This is a genomic window from Rhizobium sp. SG2393, from assembly GCF_042610495.1.
In the GTDB taxonomy this organism is placed as follows: Bacteria; Pseudomonadota; Alphaproteobacteria; order Rhizobiales; family Rhizobiaceae; genus RU20A.
Genome location: NZ_JBHGAP010000010.1, coordinates 135484 through 157500, shown reverse-complemented (window position 1 = coordinate 157500; position 22017 = coordinate 135484). Strand labels below are relative to the sequence as shown.

Below are 22017 nucleotides of genomic sequence, written 5' to 3'. Positions count from 1 at the left end.
GCCGCCCCCGCTGCCCTCTCGGGGTTCAGCCGATGAGCCGCTGATCCTGATCGCTGCCAATCACGTGCTCGATCGCGCTGGTCTTCAGGGGTTTGCCCTCAAGCCAGTTGAACCGGTCCGTGCTCAACAGGATGAAATGGATCAGAATGGCGAGCGTGAACAGGAAGACGGACAGAGCAACCAGCGCCTTGCGCGGGTCGAACATCAGCCAGATTCTCCACATTGTCGCTCTCCTCAGGCCAGCATCGGCAGAAGCGCCTGGGCAGACTGGTTCATGTGTTCAAGGAACACATACCCTTCCGGCCCCGGGATCCAGGGACGCCACATCCAGACCAGGATGTGCGCGACGACAGCAATCGCCGTGAACATCAGGAAACCCTGGATGAAGAGCCCGTGGAACTCGCGCGCTTCGCTTTCGGTCAGACCCGAAAGTGAAACATTCGATGGATCAGCCATCAAACGCACCTCCTAGCCTCGAATACCGCGGCACCCCCGCGGCGGGGTTCCGGCAGGCCGCGAGCGGCACTACCGGGGTCCTGACGGTGTCGAGAACACCGCCAAAGCTTGGGCAGGGTCACGCGTGGAAGGCGTAACCGACGGCGGCATAGGCCGAGGCGCGGGCCTCGGCGAAGACCGATTGATCAGAAGGCGCCGCCTTGCCGGAGGCGAGCGCCGTGGCGCGCCGCGCCAGCGCCGCCATCAGGCAGAGCGGGTAGGAAATCAGGAAGAGCTGGCGCATCTCGATCCGCTCGGCGCTGCGATCGAGATGGACGCTTCCGGCCGCGCCGGTGACTGCTGGTTTCTGGTGCATGGCATGCCCTCCTCGCGGCCCGTCAGGCCATCCGTGTTTCATTGCCGGTCCGCTGATCACGCGGGCATCGGCATTTTCGCGGCCCGCGCCACATGGGCGGGCGTGACTTCGCTGGCGTCAGTCCGTTCGGCCTCGCGTTCGGCCGCATCGCGCAGCCGCTTGGCGGCGGAAATGCGCACCAGCACGGGCTCGTCGGCCATGCGGCGGTCGAAGATCGCCTGCGCCTCCGCCTGCCAGGGCAGTTCACTGGCGCGCCGCGCCGTCGTCGCCTCGATGGCGTCGAGTTCGCTCGCCTTGGGCAGGATGGCGAAGAGCATGTCGAAGAGGGCGTTGCAGACCTCCTGGATCAGCCAGGCCGCGCCCGAATAGCCCATGACCGGCGTGCCGGTGTGGCGGCGCACCACGGCGCCCGGGAAGGAGAGCTGCACGAAGGTGGCGCGCGCATTGCGCTCGGCGAGATACATGCGCTCGTTGAAGGAGCCGAAGAGGATCATCGGCGGACGCGCCGCCACGAGATCGCTGACGGCCTGGTTGTCGGTCTTCTCGCCCGGACGGCGGGCGACGGCGAAGGTGCAGGGCAGGCCCATCTCGCCTTCGAGAAACTGGCGTACGCCGCGGGCGTAGGTGTCGGTCGCGACGATGGCGAAACTGGCGGTCGCGAAGAAATCCTGCGTCACCGAGCGCCAGAGATCCCACAGCGGCTTCAGCGTCGTGTGCTTCTCGCGCGCGATGAAGGGTTCCGGGTCGAGGCCGAGAAGCTCGCCGAGGCTGCGCAGGAAGGCGGTCGTCTGGTGTATGCCGATCGGCGCCTGCAGGTAGGGCCGGTCGAGGCTTTCGCAGAGCAGACGGCCGAATTCGCGGTAGAGACAGATGTTGACGTCAGCATCGGCCAGCTTGCGCACGTCTTCGAGATGGCTGCCGAGCGGGAAGATCATGTTGATCTCCGCGCCGATGCCTTCGACGAGCCGGCGGATTTCGGCGAGATCGGAGGGCATGTTGTAGGTGCCGTAGATCGGGCCGATGATGTTGACGCGGGGCTTGGCCCCTTCCGGCCGGCGGCGCGGGGCCGGCACCTTGCCGCCCTTCGGGCCGAATTCCGTCCACAGCCAGCGCAGCGCACGGTCGGCGCTCTGCCACTGGTCCTCGTCGATGGTGCGCGGCAGGAAGCGCAGGATGTTGGAGCCCTCCGGCGTCACGCCGCCGCCGATCATCTCGGCGATAGAGCCGGTGACGACCACGGCCGGCAGATCCGGATCGAGCGCGCGGCGTGCCCGCTTCATGGCGCCTTCCGTGCCGTGCTGGCCAAGCTCGTCCTCGGAAAGCCCGCTGACGACGATGGGCAATTCGTGCGGCGGCAGCGCATCGGTGTAATGCAGCACCGAGGTCACCGGCAGGTTCTCGCAGCCGACGGGGCCGTCGATGATGACCTGCAGGCCCTTGATCGCCGTGAAGGCGTAGACGCTGCCCCAGTAGCCGCCGGCCCGGTCGTGGTCGAGGATCAGCATCCGACGCTCTCCCCGTTATCGACCGCGTTCATCGACTTGCGCACCTTGGCTGCGTAGGTCTTGCGGAAGGCGGAATGGTCCTTCGGCGTCTCCTGCCAGATGCCGGCCGTCTCGCCCGTGCCGACGCCGGCGAAGAAGGCGTCCATGGCCTCGAAACGCGCCTTGTTGGCGATGGCGGCGTTGATGACGTCGGGCAGCGAGCCCGCGCCGGCCGGACCCATCAGCGGGCGGGCGGAGATGAGATTGGTGAAGTAGAGCGCCGGTGTGGCCGTCTCCTTGGCCTTCTGCACGACGGGCGTGGTGCCGATGGCGAGATCGGGCGAAAACTCGTGGAAGGCGGCGAGATCGTCCTCCAGCGAGGCGCGGAAGCGCAGCTCGACGCCGCGGGCCGCGAGCCATTCGGCATCCTCGGCATTCCACGGCGTGCGCGGACAGGCCGTGCCGACATAGCGCAGATCCGCGCCAAGCTCGACCAGCAGGCGGCCGACGATGAGTTCGGAGCCCTCATAGCCCGAAAGCGTGATGCGCCCGTCGATGCGTTTGGCCTGAAGGCTCGCCGAAATCGCGCCGCGCATGGCGTTGCGGGCGGCATCGATGCGGGCACGGGACACGCCGCAAGCGGCGCCGATGGCCGAGAGCCAGGCGTCGGTGCCCTCCAGACCCACCGGCGCGGAGCCGACGATCGGCCGGCCGGCGGCTTGGAATTCGCGGATGCTGGCGGTGTAGAAGGGATGGATGGCGGCGACCGCGGCGCAGTCGAGTGCGCCATAGAGATCGCGCCATTCGCGCACCGGCACGGTCGGGCCGGCGGCAAGGCCCATCGGCTCCAGCATGGCGCCGATCACCATGGGATCGGCCGGGAACATCTCGCCGAGCAGCGTGACGGTCGGGCGGTCGGTGGTCTGCTGGCGCGGACGCTGCACGGGACCGGCCTCAACCTCCTGCCTTGCATAGGCGAGCATGGCGGCCGAGAGCACGTCCTTGGCCTCCGCATGGGTCGGCACGCCGAAGCCGGGCACGTCGATGCCGACGATGCGCACGCCGGAAATCTCGCGCGGCAGCATCTTCAGCGGCACGCCTGACGCGGTGGGGACGCAAAGATTGGTGACGACGACGGCGTCGTATTTCTCCGGGTCCGCCATCTGGTGCACGGCCTCGACGATATCCTCGAAGAGCTTGCCGGTGACGAGCGTTTCGGAGCTGAAGGGCACGTAGCCGACAGAGCGCTTCGCGCCGTAGAAATGCGAGGTGAAGGTGAGCCCGTAGACGCAGCAGGCCGAGCCGGAGAGGATCGTTGCGACGCGGCGCATGCGCAGGCCGACGCGCAGCGAGCCGAAGGCCGGGCACATGGATTGCGGCTGGTCGTGCGGGCCCTTGGGATAATCGGCCTCGAAGCGATCCATCAGCGCGCCATTGCCGGCGGCGCGGGCTCTAGCACGCGAGAGGTCGGCACCGCTGTGGCAGGCCCCCTCCCCCGCCGCGGCGGAGGGGCCGGAGGCATCGATCGGGCTCGTGTCTGGTGCGTCGAAGGGCTTCAGCTCATCCATGATCAGGGCCTTCCGACCGTATCGTAGATGACCTCGAGCGAGGGGCGCACGAGCTGGCCGGCCGCGCACATGTCGGCGGCGGTGGCCGGTTCCAGCCGGTAGTCGGCGCCCGTCTCGCTGGCGTCGAAAAGGGCAAGCAGGCCATCCTGGTCGAGCGGGCGCGGCAGCACCGGCGGCGCCTCGGCAAGGTTGATCGACAGCGCCTCGAAGAGCGGGCCCCAGCGATTGTCGGGCGTGCCGATGATCTGGTAGTTGGCGCTCTTGCGGCGGATGTCCTCGTCCTGCGGGATGGCGGCGAGGACGGGAATGCCGACGGCTTCGGCGAACGCCGCGGCCTCGCCCGTGCCGTCATCCTTGTTGATGACGAGGCCGGCCACGCCGACATTGCCGCCGAGATTGCGGAAATACTTCACCGCCGAGCAGACATTGTTGGCGACGTAGAGCGACTGCAGGTCGTTGGAACCGACGACGACGACCTTCTGGCACATGTCGCGGGCGATGGGCAGGCCGAAGCCGCCGCACACCACGTCGCCGAGGAAGTCGAGCAGGACATAGTCGAAGTCCCAGTCGTGGAAGCCGAGCTTTTCCAGCGTCTCGAAGCCGTGGATGATGCCCCGTCCGCCGCAGCCGCGGCCGACTTCCGGGCCGCCGAGCTCCATGGCGAAGACGCCGTCGCGCTTGAAGCAGACGTCGGAGATCGAGACCTCCTGGCCCGCCGCCTTGCGCATCGAGGCGGTCTGGATGATCGTCGGGCAGGCCCGGCCGCCGAAGAGGAGCGAGGTCGTGTCGCTCTTCGGATCGCAGCCGATCAAAAGCACCTTCTTGCCGAGCTGGGCGAGCATGTAGGAAAGGTTGGCGAGCGTGAAGCTCTTGCCGATGCCGCCCTTGCCGTAGATGGCGATGATCTGCGTTTCCTTCTTCACCGGGCCCGTTTCCGGCAGGTCCGGCTCGATCATGGCTTCTTCGCGCAGCTGATCATGCATCAGGTTACGGCTGTCGAGGTCGAGGGTCATGCGGCGGTCCTCCAGTCGATCACCATTTTCAGGCAGTCGGCATCTTCGAATGCGGTGCGGTAGGCGGATTGCGCGGCAGCGGGTGCGGCGCGGTGGGTGATGAGGCCCGAAAGCGACAGGCGTCCGGCGGCAATGAGCGCCAAGACGGCCGTGACATCGGCGGGCGTGAATTCGGCTGCGATCGACAGGCGCAGCTCGCGCATGAAGGCCGGCGTGAAACGGAAGTCGATCCGCTCGCCATAAAAGCCGGCCAGCACGATCTCGCCCGGGCGGGAGAGGCGCGGCACGATCCGGTCGATGAGGCCGGTATCGCCACTGGCATCGATGACGCCGGCAAGGCCGGTGCGCGTATCGTCGGCGGGGTCGATGACGGCATAGCCGTCTGCGCCCCGGCGGCGGTCCGGATTGATCTCCCAGACGATCGGGTCAGGCCTGCCGAGGGCAGGCAACATCCGGGAGATCAGCCGGCCGAGCACGCCATGGCCAACAACAAGGTCGACCGGTCCGCCGGCGCGCGAGACGGCATGGTGGGCGGTGGCAGCAAGCGCAAGCAGCACCGCCTCTTCGCCCAGCGTCTCGTCGATCTCCACGGTGCGCGCGCCCGGCACCACGAGGCGTGAGGCTGTCGCGCCGAACAGGCCGGCCGCCTCTGTATAGCAGGCCGCACCGGCCACGAAGACGAGGCTGCCGACCGTCCGGCCGGAGCTTTCGCCGGCTTCGACGATGCGCCCCACGGATTCGTAACCGGGAACCAGAGGATAGGTGAGCCCGGGGAACGCCGGCATCGTGCCCGTAAAGAGCAGTTTCTCGGTGCCGGTCGATACGCCGGAGGCCAGGGTTTCAACGACCACATCGGCCGGGCCGGGTGCCGTCAGCGCAAGACGACGGACAGCGACGCTACCCGGTCTTTCGAAGATGACGCCTGCCGCCTCCATGATGTCCCTCCCCGACACGGGTTCATTCGAACTCCGACTGTCATCTTAGATTGACAGTAAAGATCGTCAACAAGAATTTACACTTTTCCGCTCTTGTCTGTGTTTGGCCTAGCGGGTGGCCGTCATGATGCCGGCGATCAGCCGGTTCGGAGAGGTGACGGTGCGGATATCGCGGAAGCCCGCAGCCGAGAGGAAACCCGCGATCTCGGCGGGGCTGCGGCAGCGGCCCGAGCCCATGGCGAGGAAGTAGAGGCCGAAATAGGCCGAGGAGAGACGTGCGCCTGCCTCCGACCCGCGCATGGCTTCGGCGATGACAAGCCTCGTGCCGGGGCGCAGCGATCGGTGGAGATTGGCGAGGATGGCGGCGACGCGCGCGTCGTCGTGGTCGCAGAGGATGCGGATCAGCGTCACGCAATCGGCCTCCGCCGGCAGCCGGTCGCGGGCAAAGTCGCCGCCGGTGATCGTGGCGCGGGCCGCAAGCCCCGCCGAATCGAGCAGGTCGGCCGCCCGTTCGGCGACGGCCGGCAGGTCGAAGAGGTGCAGGCGCAAGCCCGGATGCCGCCGGCCGGCTGCCATCAGAAAGGCACCCTCGCCGCCGCCGACATCCATCAGCCGGCGATATTGCCCGAAATCATGGGCGTCGAGCAGGCATGCCGCCATCATGGCCTGGCTCTCGCGCATCAGAGCCGAGTAGTCCGCGACGGCTTCGGGGGGCAGGAGGCCGGGCTCCGCGCTGCGCGCATAGGCCCAGTAGCGACCAAGCTCCGTCTCCCGGGTCGTTCCTGCGAGCAGGCGATCGGGTTCCAGGAGGTCGCGGTAGAAGAGATCGTGGTGGAGCACCATGGCCCTGAGGCCGGGGTCGCTGGCAAGCACGACGCCGGCATCGCCCAGTGTCCAGAGGCCGGGCGCGGCCTCGATGGTCAGGCCGAGATCGGCGTTGACAGCCAGCAGAAGGCCCATGCGCTCAGGTGTCAAGCCAAGTTGACGGGCGAGGCTTGCCGGGTCGGCAGGCCGGGTCAGGAGCGCTTCATAGAGGCCAAGCCTTATGCCGGCGAAGAGGATTTGGCTGTGGACGAAGCCGGTCATGAGCCCGAAGAGGGCGCTGGCGTTGCGGTCGGCAATGCGTCTGAAGAGCGGCAGGCGGGCAATCAGCCGGCGAAAGCCGGGCTTTGCGATCTGCCGGTTGCGCCAGAGCCGCAGACGAAGGGGAAGCGGCAATTGCTCCTCCCCGCGTGCGGCTGCGACGTCGGCGGCCATCACGCAGGCCTTACGCCGCGCTCGCGGCGAGCTTCTTCGGCATCAGGCGCACCGCTTCGTTTCGGATCATGCCGCGCAAGGCGTCGGCGCCGGCGCAGTCCGGCACGCTGTCTGCGGCGGTATCCACGAGCTGGCGCAGATGCGCCATGGCTCCGGCCACGCCGCGTACCGCAACGATATTGGGACGGCCGTTCAACTGGTCCTGATGGGCGGGCTTGCCCATGGCGTTGTCGCCGTCATCAAGCGCGTCGTAGAGATCGTCGGCAACCTGATAGGCCGAGCCCAGCGCATCGGCGAGTGTCAGCCAGGCCTGCGGCTCACCACCGGCAGCGACAGCCCCGGCCGAGACCGCGCCAGCAAACAGCGAGGCGGTCTTGGCGCGATGATACTGATCGATGTTGATCTCCGGCTCGCTCTCCCACGCCTGGCCCGCCACGAGGCCGAAGGGGGCGCCGACAGCTTTCGCGATGATGGCAATGAGCGGGCCGGTCAGGCGCGGCGCATGCACGGTTTCGCGCGCCAGCGTCTCGAAGGCGGCAACGATCAGCCCGTCGCCGGCCAGAAGTGCCGTCGCCTCGCCGAATTCGGCCTGTACTGACGGCTTGCCCCGGCGAATGGCGGCATTGTCGAAGCAGGGCATGTCGTCATGCACCAGCGAAGCGCAGTGCAGAAGCTCTATAGCGGTGGCAGCCGCCGTTGCCGAAACGGGGTCGCGGTCGCCGCAGGCCGCGGCGACCGCGAGACATAGACGTGGCCGGATGCGTGCGCCACCGGGGAACACTGCGTGCCGCAGGGCGCGGGCCAGACGGGGCGGACATCCGCTTGCCGTTGCCATGCGCAGCGCGTGCTGCATGCCGGTCTCGATACGCTCCGACAGATCCATGTTCTTCCTCCCTCACGTGAATGTCAAAATGTGTTGACGAATTCGCGTGTAAACATAAATTGACACACACATACGGAATGTCAACGTGTCGGGAGGCTCTTTTGCCCGGGGGTGCGGACGAAGCGGTGATCGTTGTCGGAGCGGGTATTGGCGGCCTTGCCGCCGCGATCCGGCTTGCCGCTGCGGGCTTTCGCGTCAGTCTCGTGGAGGCGGCGGACCATCCGGGCGGCAAGCTGCGTCAGGTACCGGTCGGCACCGCAATGATCGACGCCGGTCCCACCGTTCTCACCATGAAATGGGTCTTCGACGACCTCCTGTCGCTCTGCGGCACGTGCCTCGAAGATGAAATCGTGCTCGACCGGGCAACGACGCTGGCCCGCCATGTCTGGCGCGGCGGTGACAGCCTCGACCTTTTTGCCGATCCCGCCGAGAGCCGGCGCGCGATCGGCGATTTTGCCGGCCGGCGCGAGGCGGAGGGCTTTTCCCGATTCGCCGCGGACAGTGCCCGCATCTACGCCCTGCTCAAGGACACCTTTATCGACGCCTCCCGGCCGAATCCCGTGTCGCTGTCGGCCCGAATCGGGTTGATGCGGCCGGCGTCGCTTCTGGCGTTGCGCCCCTTCTCCACTCTCTGGTCGATGCTGGAGGGCTACTTTGCCGATGCGCGACTGCGCCAGCTTTTCGGCCGCTATGCGACCTATTGCGGTTCGTCACCGTTTCTGGCCCCGGCAACGTTGATGCTGGTCGCCCATGTGGAGCAGGCGGGCGTCTGGATCGTGGATGGCGGCATGCATGCACTCGCCCGGCGTCTTGCCTCGATTGCCGCCGATTTCGGTGTCACCTTCCATTATGGCGAGCGGGTCGATGCGATCATGCTGGACCGGGCGGGCCGTGCGGTTACCGGCGTTCGCACCGATCGCGACCGCGTTCTTTCGGCCGCAAACATCGTCTTCAACGGCGATGCGGGGGCGCTGGCGACGATGCTTGGCCAATCGCGGCCGCGTCCGGTCCCGCTGGCCCGACGATCCCTGTCGGCAATCGTCGCATGCACGCTTGTCGAGCCTCGGGACGAGCGCCTCGCGCATCATACGGTGCATTTTTCCGACGATTACCGCGGTGAATTCGACGCGATCTTTGGCCATGGCCGTGCGCCTGCCGATCCCACCGTGTATCTCTGTGCTCCGGACCGGACCGCCGATGGCGCGCGGCTGGACGGCGTGGCCGTCGGTGCGCCGGAACGCCTCTATGCCCTGATGAACATGCCCGCCGATGGTGACCGGTGTTCCTATGACGAAAGCGAGATGGAGCGATGTCTGACCGCGATGGAGGGCCGACTGGCGGCCAATGGATCGGCGCTGCGCTTCGACCGGAGCCGGATGACGGTGACGGCGCCGGATGGTTTCGCCCGGCTCTTTCCGGCAACGGGCGGGGCGCTTTACGGCATGGCCTCGCACGGATGGGCAGCCTCCTTCCGGCGGCCCGCGGCCCGGACGGCGCTGAAGGGCCTCTATCTCGCGGGGGGCAGCATTCATCCGGGGCCGGGCGTACCGATGGCGGCTCTCTCGGGCAAGATCGCCGCAGCGAGCCTGATGGCGGATCGCCGTTCGGACGGCTGGTCCCGCCCGGTGGCTATCAATGGTGGTACGCCGATGCGGTCAGCGACTGCGGCGCCTTCGCCGCTACAGTAATTGCCTTCGTCGGCTCGGTCTTTTCGCCCTATTATCACTGGTCGGGCCGCGGGCGTCCCGAGAACCACGTGGCCTTCAACGTCGCACTCTACACGCCGCATGGAAGTTTCTGGGCGATGACGGAGCGTGGCGCCGCGGCGCTCGATGTTTGCGACAATGCGATCGGCATCGGCGCGAGCCGGATGGTACTGGACGCGGATGGAGCGCTTTCGATCCATTTCGATGAGATCGCCCTGCCCTGGCCCGGCCAGCGTCTCCTGCCCCGCCGCATCGCCGGCAGCATGAGGATTGCGCCGCAGGCCGGAGCCGGGCCTGTCGTCGCGCTGGATGGCGCGGGTGAGCATCTATGGGCGCCGCGCATTCCGGCCGGCCGCGCCGCGATCGTTTCCGACGTTCTGCCGGGCGGCGGCTGGGAGGGGCATGGCTATCATGACTGGAATTTCGGCCGTCGCCCGCTTGAACGCGATTTCACCGGGTGGGACTGGGCGCGCGGCCGTGTCCAGGAAACCGGAGAAACGCTGATTGTCTACGATGCCCGCCTGATGGATGGGACGCGGCGTGCTTTCGGTCTGCGCCAGTCGATCGAGAGGGTCGGCTGCGTGCCGGAGGTCTTTTCCCTCGCGCCCGGAAGGGAGCTGCCGCGCGGCTTCTGGGGTGTGTCAGGGACCGTTGCCTGTGATCCCGGCACTTGGCCAAGGGTACAGCGCCGGTTGGAGGACACGCCCTTCTATACGCGTTCGCTGGTGGATGTCGTTCTTGCGGGACGCAGTGTGAGTCTGATGCATGAAACCCTCGACTGTCGCCGACTTGCCCATCCCCTGGTTCGGCTGATGCTGCCTTTCCGCATGCCGCGAAGAGGACGCTAGAGGACTTTCCTTAAGTGGCTGATCGCGAAACGACCGTGCCTTAGCCCTTCTCGTCCTCATCCGGTGTCTTGTCTTGCGGCTTGCGATCGTCGTAGCGGGCAAGGTCGCGCTTCTGCCAGATGTAGAAGGCCAGGACGAGACTGAAGACGAAGAGGGCTTCGATCAGGCCAAAGTAATTCTCATACATGGCCGGATGCCCCCTCCGCGATCCCCTTTGTCGATGGCCGCCGGATCGGCCGCCGGTTCGCGTGCGCCCGACGTTCGAGGTCGAGCAGCAGGGTTGCAAAGCGGTCAAGGCCACCTTCGCCGGCCGTTGGCAGTGAGCTGCTAGCGACGGCGTGGCCGGCAGCTGCCTGAACGAGGGATTGGACGGAGGGATCGGGCGGCGCAAGCCGGGCGGCGGCCATGAAGCCCTCCGACAAGGCAACGGGCCGGCGCGCGGCGAGCATGATGGCGAGCTTGCGGGGCAGCGAGGTGCGGGCGCGGCGCGTCAGGCTGTCATGGCCGGCAAGCGCGATCTCGCGGCCGATCTCGCGATAGGTGAGCGCTGCGGTGCGGATCGCGTGGCGGCAATCGGCCGGCAGGGCGGCGATGCCGGCATGGGCGAGCGCATAATGCTGGTCGGCCTCGCGCAACAGGCGGGCCACCACCCCGCCGATCTCGGGCGTGAAACGCGGCGCGGCGCGCAGGGCGGCGATATCGACGCCCGCCTCCGTCAGCCAGTCTTCCGGCAGGTAGAGCCGGCCGTTGGCGAGATCTTCGCCGACATCGCGGGCGATATTGGTTAGCTGCATGGCAAGGCCGAGATCGGCGGCGCGCGCCAGTGCCCAGGGCTCGTTCGTCTGCATCACCAGCGCCATCATGATGCCGACGCTCGATGCAACACCGGCGGCATAATCCTTGACCTCGGCAATCGTCCGATAGCGCCGCTCGGTCATGTCCATCTCGAAGCCATCGAGCAGCGCCACCGGCACAGCCTTCGGTATCCCGTGCGTTTCCACCAGCCGCGCAAATGCGCGGTCGCAGGCGTGATCGGAGGGCGTACCGGCATAGAGGCGGTCGAGCCGCTCGCGCAGCCGTTCCAGCACATCGGCCCGCCGCCCGCGCGCATCCACGGCATCGTCCGAATGGCGGCAGAAGGCATAGAGCGCATGCGCCGCCTGCCGCGTATCGCGTGGCAGCAGAAGCGAGGCGATGTGGAAGGATTTGGAGCCGCGCCGAATGGAGGCCGTGCAGCGGTCGAGGTCCATGCCGGCACCGCTGAAGCCGTAATTGAGCGCTGCCGGGCGATAGATGGCGGAGGCAGGCGCTGACGTCACGATGTCGCTCATGCGTTCGCCCTCCCCGCCTTAAATACGGATGGATCCGGCACGAGGCCTGCAACAATACGGGCCGAGCAGATGACACCCGGCAGGCCTGCGCCCGGATGGGTGCCGGCGCCGCAGAGATAGAGATTGTCGAGCTCTTCCGACTGGTTGTGCGGGCGAAACCAGGCGCTTTGCAGAAGCTTCGGCTCCAGCGCGAAGGCTGCTCCCTGGAACGAATGCAGCCGGTCGCGGAAATCGATAGGGGTCGCGATGCGCGAGGAGACGATATGGTGGCCGAGATCCGGCAGGACGGTTTCCTCCAGCCGCCGCTCGATCCGCCGGCGGTAGATTTCCGCCTCGCTTGCCCAGTCGGCCTTGCCGGCGAGATTGGGCACGGGGCTCAGCACGTAGAAACTGTCTGAGCCGGGCGGCGCGACAGAGGGGTCCACGGCGCTTGGACGGTGCAGATAGAGGCTGAAGTCGCCGGCCAGATTCTTGCGGTGAAAGATATCGTCAAGCAGGCCGCGATAGCGTGGGCCGAAGATCATCGAATGGTGATGGACATTGTCATAGCGGCGGTCGGTGCCGAAGTACCAGACGAAGAGGCCCATGGAGTAATCGCCACGGCCGATCTTCCGATCCGTCCAGCGCTTGCGCGGAAGATGTGCCAGGAGTTTTCCGTAGGTGGTGGCGGGATCGGCGTTGGAAATGACGATGTCGGCCGACATCGTCTCGCCGGAGGCAAGCCGCACGCCGGTCGCCCGCCGCCCTTGCGTGAGGATCGTCTCGACGGTCTCGCCGAGCCGTATCGTGCCGCCATTGCGCCGCACGAGGCCGGCAATGCCGGCGACCAGCGCATTGGTGCCGCCCATGGCGTAATGCACGCCATGTTTGCTCTCCAGATGCGCGATGAGGCAGTAGAAGGATGTTGCCGAAAAGGGATTGCCGCCGATCAGCAGTGGATGGAAGGAAAACAGCGTGCGCAGCTTTTCATGCCGGAAGTGCCGCGCCACGACCGAATGGACGGACCGGTAGCCGCCGAGCTTCACCAGCCCGAGAAGCGCCTTCGCCGTGAAGGCGAGACTGTGGAAAGGCTTGTCGGCCATCTGCTCGAACGCGACTTCGTAGATGCGCCGGCTTTCCTCCATGAAGCCGCGATAGCCGGCAACGCCATTGTCGGGGTCAATGCGTGCCACTTCCGCTTCCATTGCAGTGCGGTTGCCCGAATAGTCGAACCATGTGCCATCATCGAAGCGCACGCGGTAGAAGGGTAGGCAGGGCCTGAGATCGACATCCTCGGAAAAGGTGGCGCCGCAATCCTTCCAGAGGGCTTCGAACAGCCAGGGCGCGGTGACGATCGTCGGGCCGGCATCGAAGACGAACCCGTCCTGCCGATGGGCGTAGGCCCGGCCGCCCGGCGCATCGAGCGGATCGATGACGGTCACGCGATAGCCGCGAGCGGCGAGCAGGGCTGCGGCAGAGAGACCGCCGACGCCGGCACCGATGACAACCGCATGCGGACGGGCCGGGTCGTGCCCGACCGTTTCGGCAAGGGGAAGGCGCTGCGCCACCGTCATGCTGCATCCGCCCCGGCCGGGCGCTCGCTGTCGAGCGCGGTTTCGATCATCCGGCAAACCGTCTCGGCTGCCGTCTCATGCACGAGATGCCCGCCTGACGGCATGCGCATCAATCGTCCGCGCGGCGCAAGACCTGCGGCATGCGCGGAGTTGGCAGCCGGAACCATGGGGTCATCCTCGGCGGCAATCAGGGTGAGCGGCGCGCGAAAGGCGGTCAGCAGACGATCGAAGCGCTGCAGATCCCAGGAGGCCATCATGCCAAGCGCCCCGCGCACATGACCTGAGGACGTCAGCAGCCGGCGATAGAGTGCCGCGCCGCCGGGGTCGATCGCCGATCCCGTCGCGGCCAGAAGATTGCCGCCGAGCGGCGTGGCGCGCGCCAGAAGGGCGAACATCCGCGCCGAGATCCCGCTGGAAAACAGGGCCTTCGCCATCGGAGAAAACAGCCGATCGCCACGGATGGGGAGGAACGCGCCGTTGATGCCGATGACGGCGGGTGTGGGGTTTCCGTGTGTGGGCTGGCCGGATGTGGCCGCGCTGCCCTCACGCGCCGAAATCGCGCTGGCGAGCGAGACGGCGATGGCAGCCCCGGCCGAGTGGCCGATGATTGCAGCGGGCACCACGCCGGGGATGGCGAGCAGCGCGAGGAGGGCCGCCGTCATGCCCGGCAGAGAGAGATCGGCCGTGCCGGTCTGTGGCCGGGTGAAGCCGTGGCAGGGCAGATCCGGCACCAGAAGCCGGTAGCGTCTGGCAAGGATCGGCAGCACATGCCGCCACGAATGGCTGGATGCGCCGGTGCCGTGCAGCAGCAGGAGAACGGGTGCGGCTTCGGGGCCGGCGATCTGGATATGGAAGGACAGCCCGCCCGCCTCGACGAAGCGGCTGATGTCGCGATGCGGCCAGTCCCGACCGTCCGTCGTCCAGTCGAGCCAGCGATCGGCGGGAGCGAGGCGCGCGCTCATGGCCGTGCGCCTGTCATGGCGGTGTTGACGAGGGCGGAGAGGCTGGCCGCCGCGGACTGGCGCAGCACATGCAGCTCGGCCCCCAGCTGGCCGGCAAGGGTTGCGACCGCCGGGCGCGGCCGGCGTGCAATGTCCACGCAGATCGTCGTGAGAGCCTCGGCGCGATAATGCCGGGCGATGTCCTCCGCCTGCCGGGCCGCGAGCGGGCGGTCTGCCTCGCCGCCAAGTGCGACATTGCCCGCCCCGTCGGTCAGCACCACCACCAGCGGCGTGTTGCCCCGGCGGCGCACCGACAGCGCCAGTTCGAGCCCCATTTTTAGCCCCGCCGCCAGCGGTGTCGGCCCGCCACCGGGAAGGGCGGACAGGCGGCGCTTGGCGGCGGCGAGCGAGCGGGTCGGCGGCAGGAGCAGGTCAGCACCTTCGGCGCGGAAGGCGATCAGCGCCACCTCGTCGCGGCGCACATAGCAGCGCGCCAGCAGCTGCTCGATCGCGCCCTTGGTTTCGCCGAGGCGATCGAGCGCGGTGGAGCCGGACGCATCGACCACGAAGATCGCGGTGGAGGGGCTGGCATGCCTACGGCGATGATAGCGGAAATCGGATTTGCGCAGATTGGGGCGTTGCCGGCCGAGCTCTTCGTTGCTGGCCAGCGGAGATGATGGCGCGGCAGCCCGCAGCCGCTGCCAGGGTGCTGCGGCGCGCAGCGTCGCGGCGATATCCGGCCGCGCGTCGGGAAACGGCGCTGTCGCCCCTGTCGTATAGGGACGGCCGCGCCGGGCCTTGCGCATCTCCGCGCCCGCCTTGCCGGCGCGTTTGGCCTGCCGTGACGCCCGTTCGGAGACGACGAGCGAGAGGCCGTCTATGGTTCCTTGCGCAACCGCGGCTTCGAGCAGGCTCAACGGATCGGCAGGTGCGGCCGGCGGGCGTGCCTGCGGCGGTTCGGCCGTGTCCGGGGAAGGCGGCGGCTCGTGGTCAGGCGGCGACGAGCCATCTGGGACAGCATTGGAGTGGGGCGGTGGCGGAGCGGTCTCGCCGGGCGGCTCGGCGGAGAGCAGGCGGATACCGAGGCAGAGCCGCAGCGCCGTCACCGCATCCTCCGGCCGCACCTGCCGGCGCCCGGCGAGCGCAGCAAGAATGCGGCTGACGGTGAAGAGCTGGAAATGGGCGCGGGCCGAGCGATGGCCGGCGGAAACCGCCAGCGCCAGCATCTGCTCCAGGAGCCCGTTCTTGATGCCGACGGCCTGCCACTCGCAAGCGGTTCGGTGGCCACGCGGCGACGGTGCGGGACGGGTGGCCGACAGCGGGATGCCATCGAGGCTGACATGCAGCGCCAGCCGTTCGGTGAGCACGGCTGGCGGGGCGTCGTCCGTCTCCGCGGCTTCGTCGAGGGCGAGCACGGTGACCGTCCGGTCATCCAGACCGCCAGCCAGCGCCGCAGCCGCGCCGGGTTCCAGCCGTTCGGCCATGGGCACGACCAGAATGCCGCCTCGGCAGGTGTCGAGAAGACCGTCCTGCAGCATCGGCCGTCCAAGCCGCGCCGTGGCGGCGAGGTCGAGACGGGCAAACAGGGCATCGCTGCCGCTGCCCGGCGGAAAACGACGGACCGGCAGGCCGGGGCCGAAAGCGGCCATCAGGCGATCGATGAAGGCATCGCGCACGCCGCTTGCACGGGCCGTGAGCCAGAGACCACCCAGCGCGCCGCGTCCGGCCGAGAGCACGGCAATGGCGAGCAGCGCATCCGACCAGCGCTCTTCGCCACTTGCCTGCATGGCCGCCTGGAACGCGCCGCGGGCGCCGACATCATCCATGGGCGTGGACCGTGTCGAGTGCGGCGAGTGCGCGCTCGATGCGCGGCGCGCTGCCGGCATCGTCGAGCGGATCCCGGCGAAGACGGTGGCAGAGCACCATCGGCGCGATCTCCTCGACATCGGCCCAGCTCACCGCCTCGCGGCCGTCGAGGGCCGCGGCGGCACGGGTGGCGCGCATCAGCGTCAGCTCGCCGCGCATGCCGTCGATGCCGAGACGCATGCACAGCTGCGACATGCGGGTGAGAATAACGTCGGAGATGACGACGCTGCGCAGCAGCGACCGTGCCGACACGACGCTCTTGCGGATCGCCGCTTCCTTGCGGGCCCAGCTGTCGGCAAAGGCCTGCGGATCGGTCTCGAAGGCATCGCGCCTGCGGATCACCTCGATGCGCTGCTGGAGATTGTCGAGCGTGCGGATGTCGACGGCGAGCCCGAAACGATCGAGAAGCTGCGGGCGCAGGTCTCCTTCCTCCGGATTGCCGCTGCCGACCAGCACGAAACGGGCCGCATGGCGCACACTCAGGCCCTCGCGCTCCACCACATTGACGCCGGATGCCGCCGCATCCAGGAGCAGGTCTACGAGATGGTCTTCGAGAAGATTGACCTCATCCACATAGAGAAAGCCGCGATTGGCGGCGGCAAGCAGGCCCGGCTCGAAGCGCTTTTCGCCCGAGATCAGCGCCGTCTCGATATCCAGCGCGCCACAGACCCGGTCCTCGGTGGCGCCGAGCGGCAGGTCCACCATGGGGGCCGGCACCGCGACGACCTTCAGCTTGCGCTGCGCACCCGGCGCCGAACAGACGGGACAGGCCGCCTGCGGCTCGTCCGGCAGGCAATGATAGCGGCATCCCTGCCGCGTCTCGATGGACGGCAGCAGGGCTGCGAGCGCCCGGACCGCGGTCGATTTTCCCGTGCCGCGATCCCCGAAGATCAGCACCCCGCCCAGAAGCGGTTCCACCGCCGCCATGAGCAGCGCCTTCTTCATGTCCTCCTGCCCGACGATCGCGGAGAAGGGAAAGGGCTTCAGCATGGGCCAGACCTCGGTTGAGAAGTGTCAACATACATTGACACCTCTTCGCGGTCTTTTGAAGGGGCAAGTTAAGATTTGTTGACAGATCCGAAGGGCCGCCCGGCCGCCCTTCGCGGAGATTTCGCCTCAGAGCGAAAATTCGTTGGCGAGTGTCACGTGGTGGTGGATGCGGCCGACGAAGAATTCGGAGAGCACGGCTTCGGTCGCGGCGCGCGCTTCGGTTCTGACGGGGCTCGCCAGTGCTTCCTCGACGGCGGTGAGGTCGGGGTAGTTGATTGCGAGGATCATCGGATATTCCGGCGCGCCATCGTCACGGGCCTCGGCGAAGGAGACGCGGACATCGGTCGCCTTTGGAAACTGCTTCCACTTCGGCAGGATGCGGTCCATCACCGCCTTGCGGAAAGCGTCCGTTTGGCCCTCTTTCACGGTGCCTTCGAAGAGTGCGTAGCGGGTGATCATGAGAAGTGCTCCTTGTTCGGTCCCCGGAAGAATTCCATCAGTGCCGCCTGGTCCTCGCCACCGAGGCCGGCGGCCGTCAGCATGCGGTGGATTTCGGCGCAGGCCGCCGTCAGCGGCATGGCGGTGTTGGTGCGGCGCGCCAGATCCTGCGCGCCGTTCAGGTCCTTCACCATGTTGTCGATGCGGCCCGTGCGGCGGTAATCCTTCGTCACGAAGCGCGGCATGTATTCCTGAAGGATGGCGCTGTCGGCGCGTCCGCCTTTCAATGCCTGGGGAATCTTGGCGGCATCGACGCCGGCATCGAGCGCCAGCTGCGTGGCTTCCGCGACGGCGAGGAAGCCGAGGCCGCAGAGTACCTGGTTGATCAGCTTCGTCGTCTGCCCCGCGCCGACCGGCCCCATATGGGTGTAGTTGCTGGCGACGTGGCGGAGCACCGTATGGGCATCCGCGACATCCTCGGACGCGCCCCCGGCCATGAGTGTGAGCTGGCCGACCAGCGCCTTCGGTGCACCGCCCGAGAGCGGGCTGTCCACCCAGCGCAATCCGTGAGCGGCAGCGTCAGCCGCCAGTTCCTTCGTCGCATCGGGATCGATGGACGACATGTCGATGATGAGTGTTCCTGCCTTGGCACCGGCCGCCACGCCACCGTCGCCGAACACGGCCTTGCGGACGATGGCCGGGGCATTGAGGCTGAGGATGACATAGTCGCTCGCCGCTGCCGCTTCGGCCGCAGACGTCGCCTCATGGGCGCCCTTCTCGACCAGAACGGCGCGTTTGGCCGGGTCTGGATCGAAGACCGTCAGGTGATTGCCGGTTTCGGCAAGGCGGGTGCCGATGGCGCCCCCCATGGCGCCGGCGCCGATCAGCGCGACCCTGTTTGTCATGACTGTCTCTCCTGAAGGCGGGCAGCGATCGTCGCGACGATCGTGTCCAGGGGCGCGTCGATATCGACGGTGATGGCGTTTTCGTCGACGCCCGGCGGTTCGAGCGTTGCGAACTGGCTGTCGATCAGGCTGGTCGGCATGAAATGGCCGGTGCGCGCACCCATGCGGCGGGCGATGAGCTCCCGGCTTCCCGACAGATGCACGAAGGTCACGGGCGCGTCGGCCTCGGCACGGATCAGGTCGCGGTAGGCGCGTTTCAGCGCCGAGCAGCCGAGAAGGAGGTCGCCATGCGTCGCGCCAAGCCGGCGCCCGACCAGCGTCAGCCAGGGCCAGCGGTCGGCATCCTCAAGCGGTTCGCCGCGGCGCATCTTCTCGATATTGGCCTGCGGATGCAGGTCGTCGCCATCGACATAGGTGGCGCCAAGGCGTGTCGCGAGCGCCGCGCCGACGGCGGACTTGCCGCAGCCGGCGACGCCCATCAGCACCACCCGCAGGATGGAAGGGGAGGCCGTCATCAGAGCGAAGCCGTGATGCCGCCATCGACGAACAGCACATGGCCGTTGACGAAGGAGGATGCGCCCGACGCCAGGAAGATGCAGGCGCCGACGAGTTCGTCGACATTGCCCCAGCGCCCGGCCGGCGTGCGCTTCTCCAGCCAGGTGGTGAAGGCCGGATCGGAAACCAGCGCCGCATTCAGGGGCGTGTCGAAATAGCCGGGTGCGATGGCGTTGCATTGCAGTCCGTATTTCGCCCAGTCGGTCGCCATGCCCTTGGTGAGGTTGGCGACCGCACCCTTGGTGGCGGTATAGGGCGCGATGCCGGGGCGCGCGAGTGCCGTCTGGACACTTGCGATGTTGATGATCTTGCCGGCGCCACGCGCGATCATGTGGCGGGCGACGGCCTGACCGACATTGAAGACGCTGGAGACATTGGTGCGCATCAGCCGCTCGAAGGCATCGGCCGGGAAATCCTCGAGCGGCGTGCGGTGCTGCATGCCGGCATTGTTGACGAGGATGTCGATGGCGCCGATCTCGGCCTCGAAGCGGTCGACGGCGGCGCGGGCGGCGGCGTGGTCGGTTGCGTCGAAGGCAAGCGTATGGGCTGCGCCGATTTCGGCTGCCGCGGCAGCAAGCTTTGCTTCATCGCGACCGTTGAGGATGATCTCGGCGCCGGCAGCCGCCATGCCCTTGGCGAGTGCCAGGCCGATGCCCTGCGAGGAGCCTGTGACGAGCGCGCGTTTGCCGGTGAGGTCGAAGAGGGTGATGCTCATTGTATCAAGTCTCTGTTGGTCGGAACTGCGAACTTAGAGCGTTCGGCAGCTTCAGGCGAAGGCGATCTGCGTCTTCATCGATTGTGTCTTGTCCGACGCGATCTCGAAGGCGCGGTGCGCTTCGGTGAGCGGCAGCGTGTGGGTGATCAGCGGTTTCACGTCGATCAGGCCGCCCTGCATCAGCTTCACGGCCACGGCGAATTCCTCGTGGAAGCGGAAGGAGCCGCGCAGGTCGAGTTCCTTGGCGGTGATCGCCATCATCGGAAGCGTCATCTCGCCACCAAGGCCAAGCTGGACGATGACGCCGCGCGGCTTCAGCGCCTGTATGCCCGCCACGAGCGCGGGCTGGGCGCCGGAGCATTCGTAGAGCACGTCGAACGTGCCCTTGTTGGCGGCGTAGGGCGCAAGACCGTCCCGGTCCTTCGAAAGGTCGATCGTGTGATCGGCGCCGACAGCGCGCGCAAAGCCGAGCGCGCGCTCAGACAGATCGGCCGCGACGATCTCGGCTGCTCCTGCCCGGCGGGCCGCGAGAATCGAGAGCGTGCCGATCGGGCCGCAGCCGGTGACGAGCACGCGCTTGCCCAGCATCTCGCCGGCGCGGCGCGTGGCGTGCAGCGTGACCGAAAGCGGTTCGGCCATGGCCGCCTCGCCCGCCGAGAGGCCCTCGGCCTTCACGCACTGGCTCGCCCTGGCGACAAGCCGTTCGCGAAAGGCGCCCTGGATGTGCGGGAAGGGCATGGCCGAGCCGTAGAAGCGCATGTTGAAGCAATGGTTCGGCAGGCCCTTCAGGCAGTAGTCGCAAGCGCCGCAGGGGCGCGAGGGCGAGACGGCGACGAGATCGCCGATGGCGAGATCCGAGACCCCCTCCCCCAGCGCCGCGACATGGCCGGCGACCTCGTGTCCCAAGATCATCGGTTCCTTCAGCCGCACCGTGCCGAAACCGCCGTGATTGTAATAATGCAGGTCCGAGCCGCAGATGCCGCCGGCGGCAAGGCGGATCTCCACCTCGCCCGGCCCCGGCGGTTCCGCCGGGCGATCTTCGAGGCGCAGATCCTTGGCGGCGTGGATGACGATCGTCTTCATCGCGAAATCCTTAGAGAACCGGCGTCGGCAGCGGCTGGCCTGCGAAATGGGCGGAGAGATTGTCGAAGACGAGCTTGCCCATCGCCTTGCGGGTCTCCACCGTGCCGGATGCCATGTGCGGCTGCAAAAGCACGTTGTCGAGCGCAAGGAAGCGCGGATTGAGCTTCGGTTCGCCCTCGAAGACATCGAGGGCGGCCGAGCCGAGCGCCTTCGTTTCCAGGGCGTCCAGCAGCGCCTCCTCGTCGATGTTGGAGGCGCGGGAAATGTTGATCAGCATCCCCTCCGGCCCGAGCGCGGCGATTACTTCGCGGCCGACGATGTGGCGTGTGGCGGCCGACGCCGCGAGCGTAACGAAGAGGAAGTCGCTCTCCGCGGCCAGTGCGACCGGGTCTGCGATGAAGCGCCAGTCGCTCGCGAAGTCCTTCGGTCCCGTGTCGCTATAGGCGATCTGCATGTCAAAGCCGACCAGGCGGCGCGCGACCTCGTAGCCGATGCGGCCGAGGCCGAGAATGCCGACGCGCTTGCCATGAACGCGGCTCTTCAGCGGATAGAGGCCCTGGCTTGCCCAGTTGCCGCTCTTCACCCAGGCTTCACCGCCGATCATGCCGCGCGCCTGCGCCAGCATCATCGCGACGCCGAGGTCGGCGACATCCTTGGTGAGCACGTCCGGCGTATTGGTGACGCGGATACCGCGCTCCTTTGCCGCGACAAGATCAACGGCATCATAGCCGACGCCGTAGACGGAGATGACCTCGAGCTTTGGCAGGGCCTCGATCATCACCCGGCTGGCACCGAGTTCGCCGCGGGTCGCGATCCCCCGGATATTGGCACCACGCTCGGCCAGAAAGGCCGCCTTGTTTGCCGCTTCGAAGTAGCGATGCATGGTGAAATGCGCGTTCAGGCGCTCCTCGTCCCAGGCGGGATAGGGGCCGACCTGCAGAATGTCGATCGGGGTCGCCGGTGTGGGGATCGGGTCGGTCATGGCGTTTCCTCGTGTCTCTTCGGGCCTCTCCATGCCGTGACGGCATTTGGGCCTTGCCTGTTCGTGTTATCGATAACATATTCAGCTTCGGATTTTTGTCCATCCCCTTTTTGCACGCCAAATTTCGCTTCAAATGGGGGTCTTGACAGCCAT

The 22017-nt window shown here is 67.4% G+C and carries 22 protein-coding genes and 1 pseudogene; 2 read left to right on the top strand and 21 right to left on the bottom strand.

All coding sequences use genetic code 11. The annotated features are described in order from the left end of the window. Positions 1 to 25 precede the first annotated feature (25 nt). From pufA to ACED18_RS17995, 9 genes are all read right to left on the bottom strand, one after another. Complete coding sequence (gene pufA / locus ACED18_RS18035) at positions 26 to 223, bottom strand: light-harvesting antenna LH1, alpha subunit (RefSeq protein WP_149740441.1); 198 nt, start codon at positions 221 to 223, stop codon at positions 26 to 28. An 11-nt stretch (positions 224 to 234) separates the two neighbouring features. Beyond that, complete coding sequence (gene pufB / locus ACED18_RS18030) at positions 235 to 456, bottom strand: light-harvesting antenna LH1, beta subunit (protein ID WP_377294837.1); 222 nt, start codon at positions 454 to 456, stop codon at positions 235 to 237. 118 nt (positions 457 to 574) lie between these two features. Next, the gene (locus tag ACED18_RS18025) at positions 575 to 811 is read right to left on the bottom strand and encodes a hypothetical protein (RefSeq protein WP_377294835.1); all 237 of its coding nucleotides are present in this window, start codon (positions 809 to 811) and stop codon (positions 575 to 577) included. Positions 812 to 867: 56 nt separating this feature from the next. Further along, positions 868 to 2316, bottom strand: a complete 1449-nt coding sequence (gene bchZ / locus ACED18_RS18020; RefSeq protein WP_377294833.1) for a chlorophyllide a reductase subunit Z — start codon at positions 2314 to 2316, stop codon at positions 868 to 870. Further along, positions 2310 to 3863: a chlorophyllide a reductase subunit Y gene (gene bchY / locus ACED18_RS18015; RefSeq protein WP_377294831.1), complete on the bottom strand. Its 1554-nt coding sequence runs from the start codon at positions 3861 to 3863 to the stop codon at positions 2310 to 2312. The genes bchZ and bchY overlap by 7 nt, the downstream gene beginning before the upstream one ends. Before the next feature lie 2 nt (positions 3864 to 3865). Continuing rightward, entirely contained in the window at positions 3866 to 4876 is a 1011-nt protein-coding gene (locus ACED18_RS18010) for a chlorophyllide a reductase iron protein subunit X (protein ID WP_377294829.1), read from the bottom strand. Continuing rightward, the gene (gene bchC / locus ACED18_RS18005; protein WP_377294827.1) at positions 4873 to 5811 is read right to left on the bottom strand and encodes a chlorophyll synthesis pathway protein BchC; all 939 of its coding nucleotides are present in this window, start codon (positions 5809 to 5811) and stop codon (positions 4873 to 4875) included. The genes ACED18_RS18010 and bchC overlap by 4 nt, the downstream gene beginning before the upstream one ends. Before the next feature lie 108 nt (positions 5812 to 5919). Further along, a complete protein-coding gene (locus ACED18_RS18000; RefSeq protein WP_377294825.1) occupies positions 5920 to 7068 on the bottom strand; it encodes a methyltransferase in 1149 nt (382 codons plus the stop codon). A 10-nt stretch (positions 7069 to 7078) separates the two neighbouring features. Beyond that, positions 7079 to 7951, bottom strand: coding sequence for a polyprenyl synthetase family protein (locus ACED18_RS17995; RefSeq protein WP_377294823.1), 873 nt, complete (start codon positions 7949 to 7951; stop codon positions 7079 to 7081). A 125-nt stretch (positions 7952 to 8076) separates the two neighbouring features. On the opposite strand from ACED18_RS17995, the gene crtD reads away from it, so the two are divergent. Beyond that, the gene (gene crtD, locus ACED18_RS17990; RefSeq protein ID WP_377294821.1) at positions 8077 to 9639 is read left to right on the top strand and encodes a 1-hydroxycarotenoid 3,4-desaturase CrtD; all 1563 of its coding nucleotides are present in this window, start codon (positions 8077 to 8079) and stop codon (positions 9637 to 9639) included. A 68-nt stretch (positions 9640 to 9707) separates the two neighbouring features. After that, positions 9708 to 10505: a carotenoid 1,2-hydratase gene (locus ACED18_RS17985; RefSeq protein WP_377294819.1), complete on the top strand. Its 798-nt coding sequence runs from the start codon at positions 9708 to 9710 to the stop codon at positions 10503 to 10505. A gap of 40 nt (positions 10506 to 10545) precedes the next feature. Here the strand turns inward: ACED18_RS17985 and ACED18_RS17980 are convergent, their stop codons facing one another. The 12 genes and pseudogenes from ACED18_RS17980 to ACED18_RS17925 form a co-directional block, all read right to left on the bottom strand. Beyond that, the gene (locus ACED18_RS17980) at positions 10546 to 10692 is read right to left on the bottom strand and encodes a hypothetical protein (RefSeq protein WP_377294817.1); all 147 of its coding nucleotides are present in this window, start codon (positions 10690 to 10692) and stop codon (positions 10546 to 10548) included. Further along, positions 10685 to 11836 carry a phytoene/squalene synthase family protein gene (locus ACED18_RS17975; protein ID WP_377294815.1) on the bottom strand — a complete coding sequence of 384 codons (1152 nt, stop codon included), beginning with the start codon at positions 11834 to 11836 and terminating at the stop codon, positions 10685 to 10687. Before ACED18_RS17975 ends, ACED18_RS17980 begins: the two co-directional genes overlap by 8 nt. Continuing rightward, on the bottom strand, positions 11833 to 13389 hold the full coding sequence (crtI, locus tag ACED18_RS17970) for a phytoene desaturase family protein (protein WP_377294813.1): 1557 nt from the start codon (positions 13387 to 13389) through the stop codon (positions 11833 to 11835). The genes ACED18_RS17975 and crtI overlap by 4 nt, the downstream gene beginning before the upstream one ends. Then, a complete protein-coding gene (bchO, locus tag ACED18_RS17965; RefSeq protein WP_377294811.1) occupies positions 13386 to 14351 on the bottom strand; it encodes an alpha/beta fold hydrolase BchO in 966 nt (321 codons plus the stop codon). The genes crtI and bchO overlap by 4 nt, the downstream gene beginning before the upstream one ends. Then, a complete protein-coding gene (locus ACED18_RS17960) occupies positions 14348 to 16156 on the bottom strand; it encodes a VWA domain-containing protein (protein ID WP_377294809.1) in 1809 nt (602 codons plus the stop codon). Before ACED18_RS17960 ends, bchO begins: the two co-directional genes overlap by 4 nt. Next, entirely contained in the window at positions 16149 to 17186 is a 1038-nt protein-coding gene (bchI, locus tag ACED18_RS17955; protein ID WP_377294807.1) for a magnesium chelatase ATPase subunit I, read from the bottom strand. The genes ACED18_RS17960 and bchI overlap by 8 nt, the downstream gene beginning before the upstream one ends. A 126-nt stretch (positions 17187 to 17312) precedes the next feature. Continuing rightward, a complete protein-coding gene (locus ACED18_RS17950; RefSeq protein ID WP_377294805.1) occupies positions 17313 to 17645 on the bottom strand; it encodes a hypothetical protein in 333 nt (110 codons plus the stop codon). Next, positions 17642 to 18547 (bottom strand): annotated as a pseudogene (locus ACED18_RS17945) (NAD(P)-dependent oxidoreductase); the annotation flags it as partial. The pseudogene ACED18_RS17945 and the gene ACED18_RS17950, both read right to left, overlap by 4 nt. Beyond that, complete coding sequence (locus tag ACED18_RS17940; protein ID WP_377294803.1) at positions 18526 to 19044, bottom strand: gluconokinase; 519 nt, start codon at positions 19042 to 19044, stop codon at positions 18526 to 18528. The pseudogene ACED18_RS17945 and the gene ACED18_RS17940, both read right to left, overlap by 22 nt. Continuing rightward, complete coding sequence (locus tag ACED18_RS17935) at positions 19044 to 19799, bottom strand: SDR family oxidoreductase (RefSeq protein ID WP_377294801.1); 756 nt, start codon at positions 19797 to 19799, stop codon at positions 19044 to 19046. Before ACED18_RS17935 ends, ACED18_RS17940 begins: the two co-directional genes overlap by 1 nt. A 51-nt stretch (positions 19800 to 19850) precedes the next feature. Next, on the bottom strand, positions 19851 to 20882 hold the full coding sequence (locus tag ACED18_RS17930) for an L-idonate 5-dehydrogenase (protein ID WP_377294799.1): 1032 nt from the start codon (positions 20880 to 20882) through the stop codon (positions 19851 to 19853). 10 nt (positions 20883 to 20892) lie between these two features. After that, entirely contained in the window at positions 20893 to 21864 is a 972-nt protein-coding gene (locus ACED18_RS17925; RefSeq protein ID WP_377294797.1) for a 2-hydroxyacid dehydrogenase, read from the bottom strand. Positions 21865 to 22017: the final 153 nt, after the last annotated feature.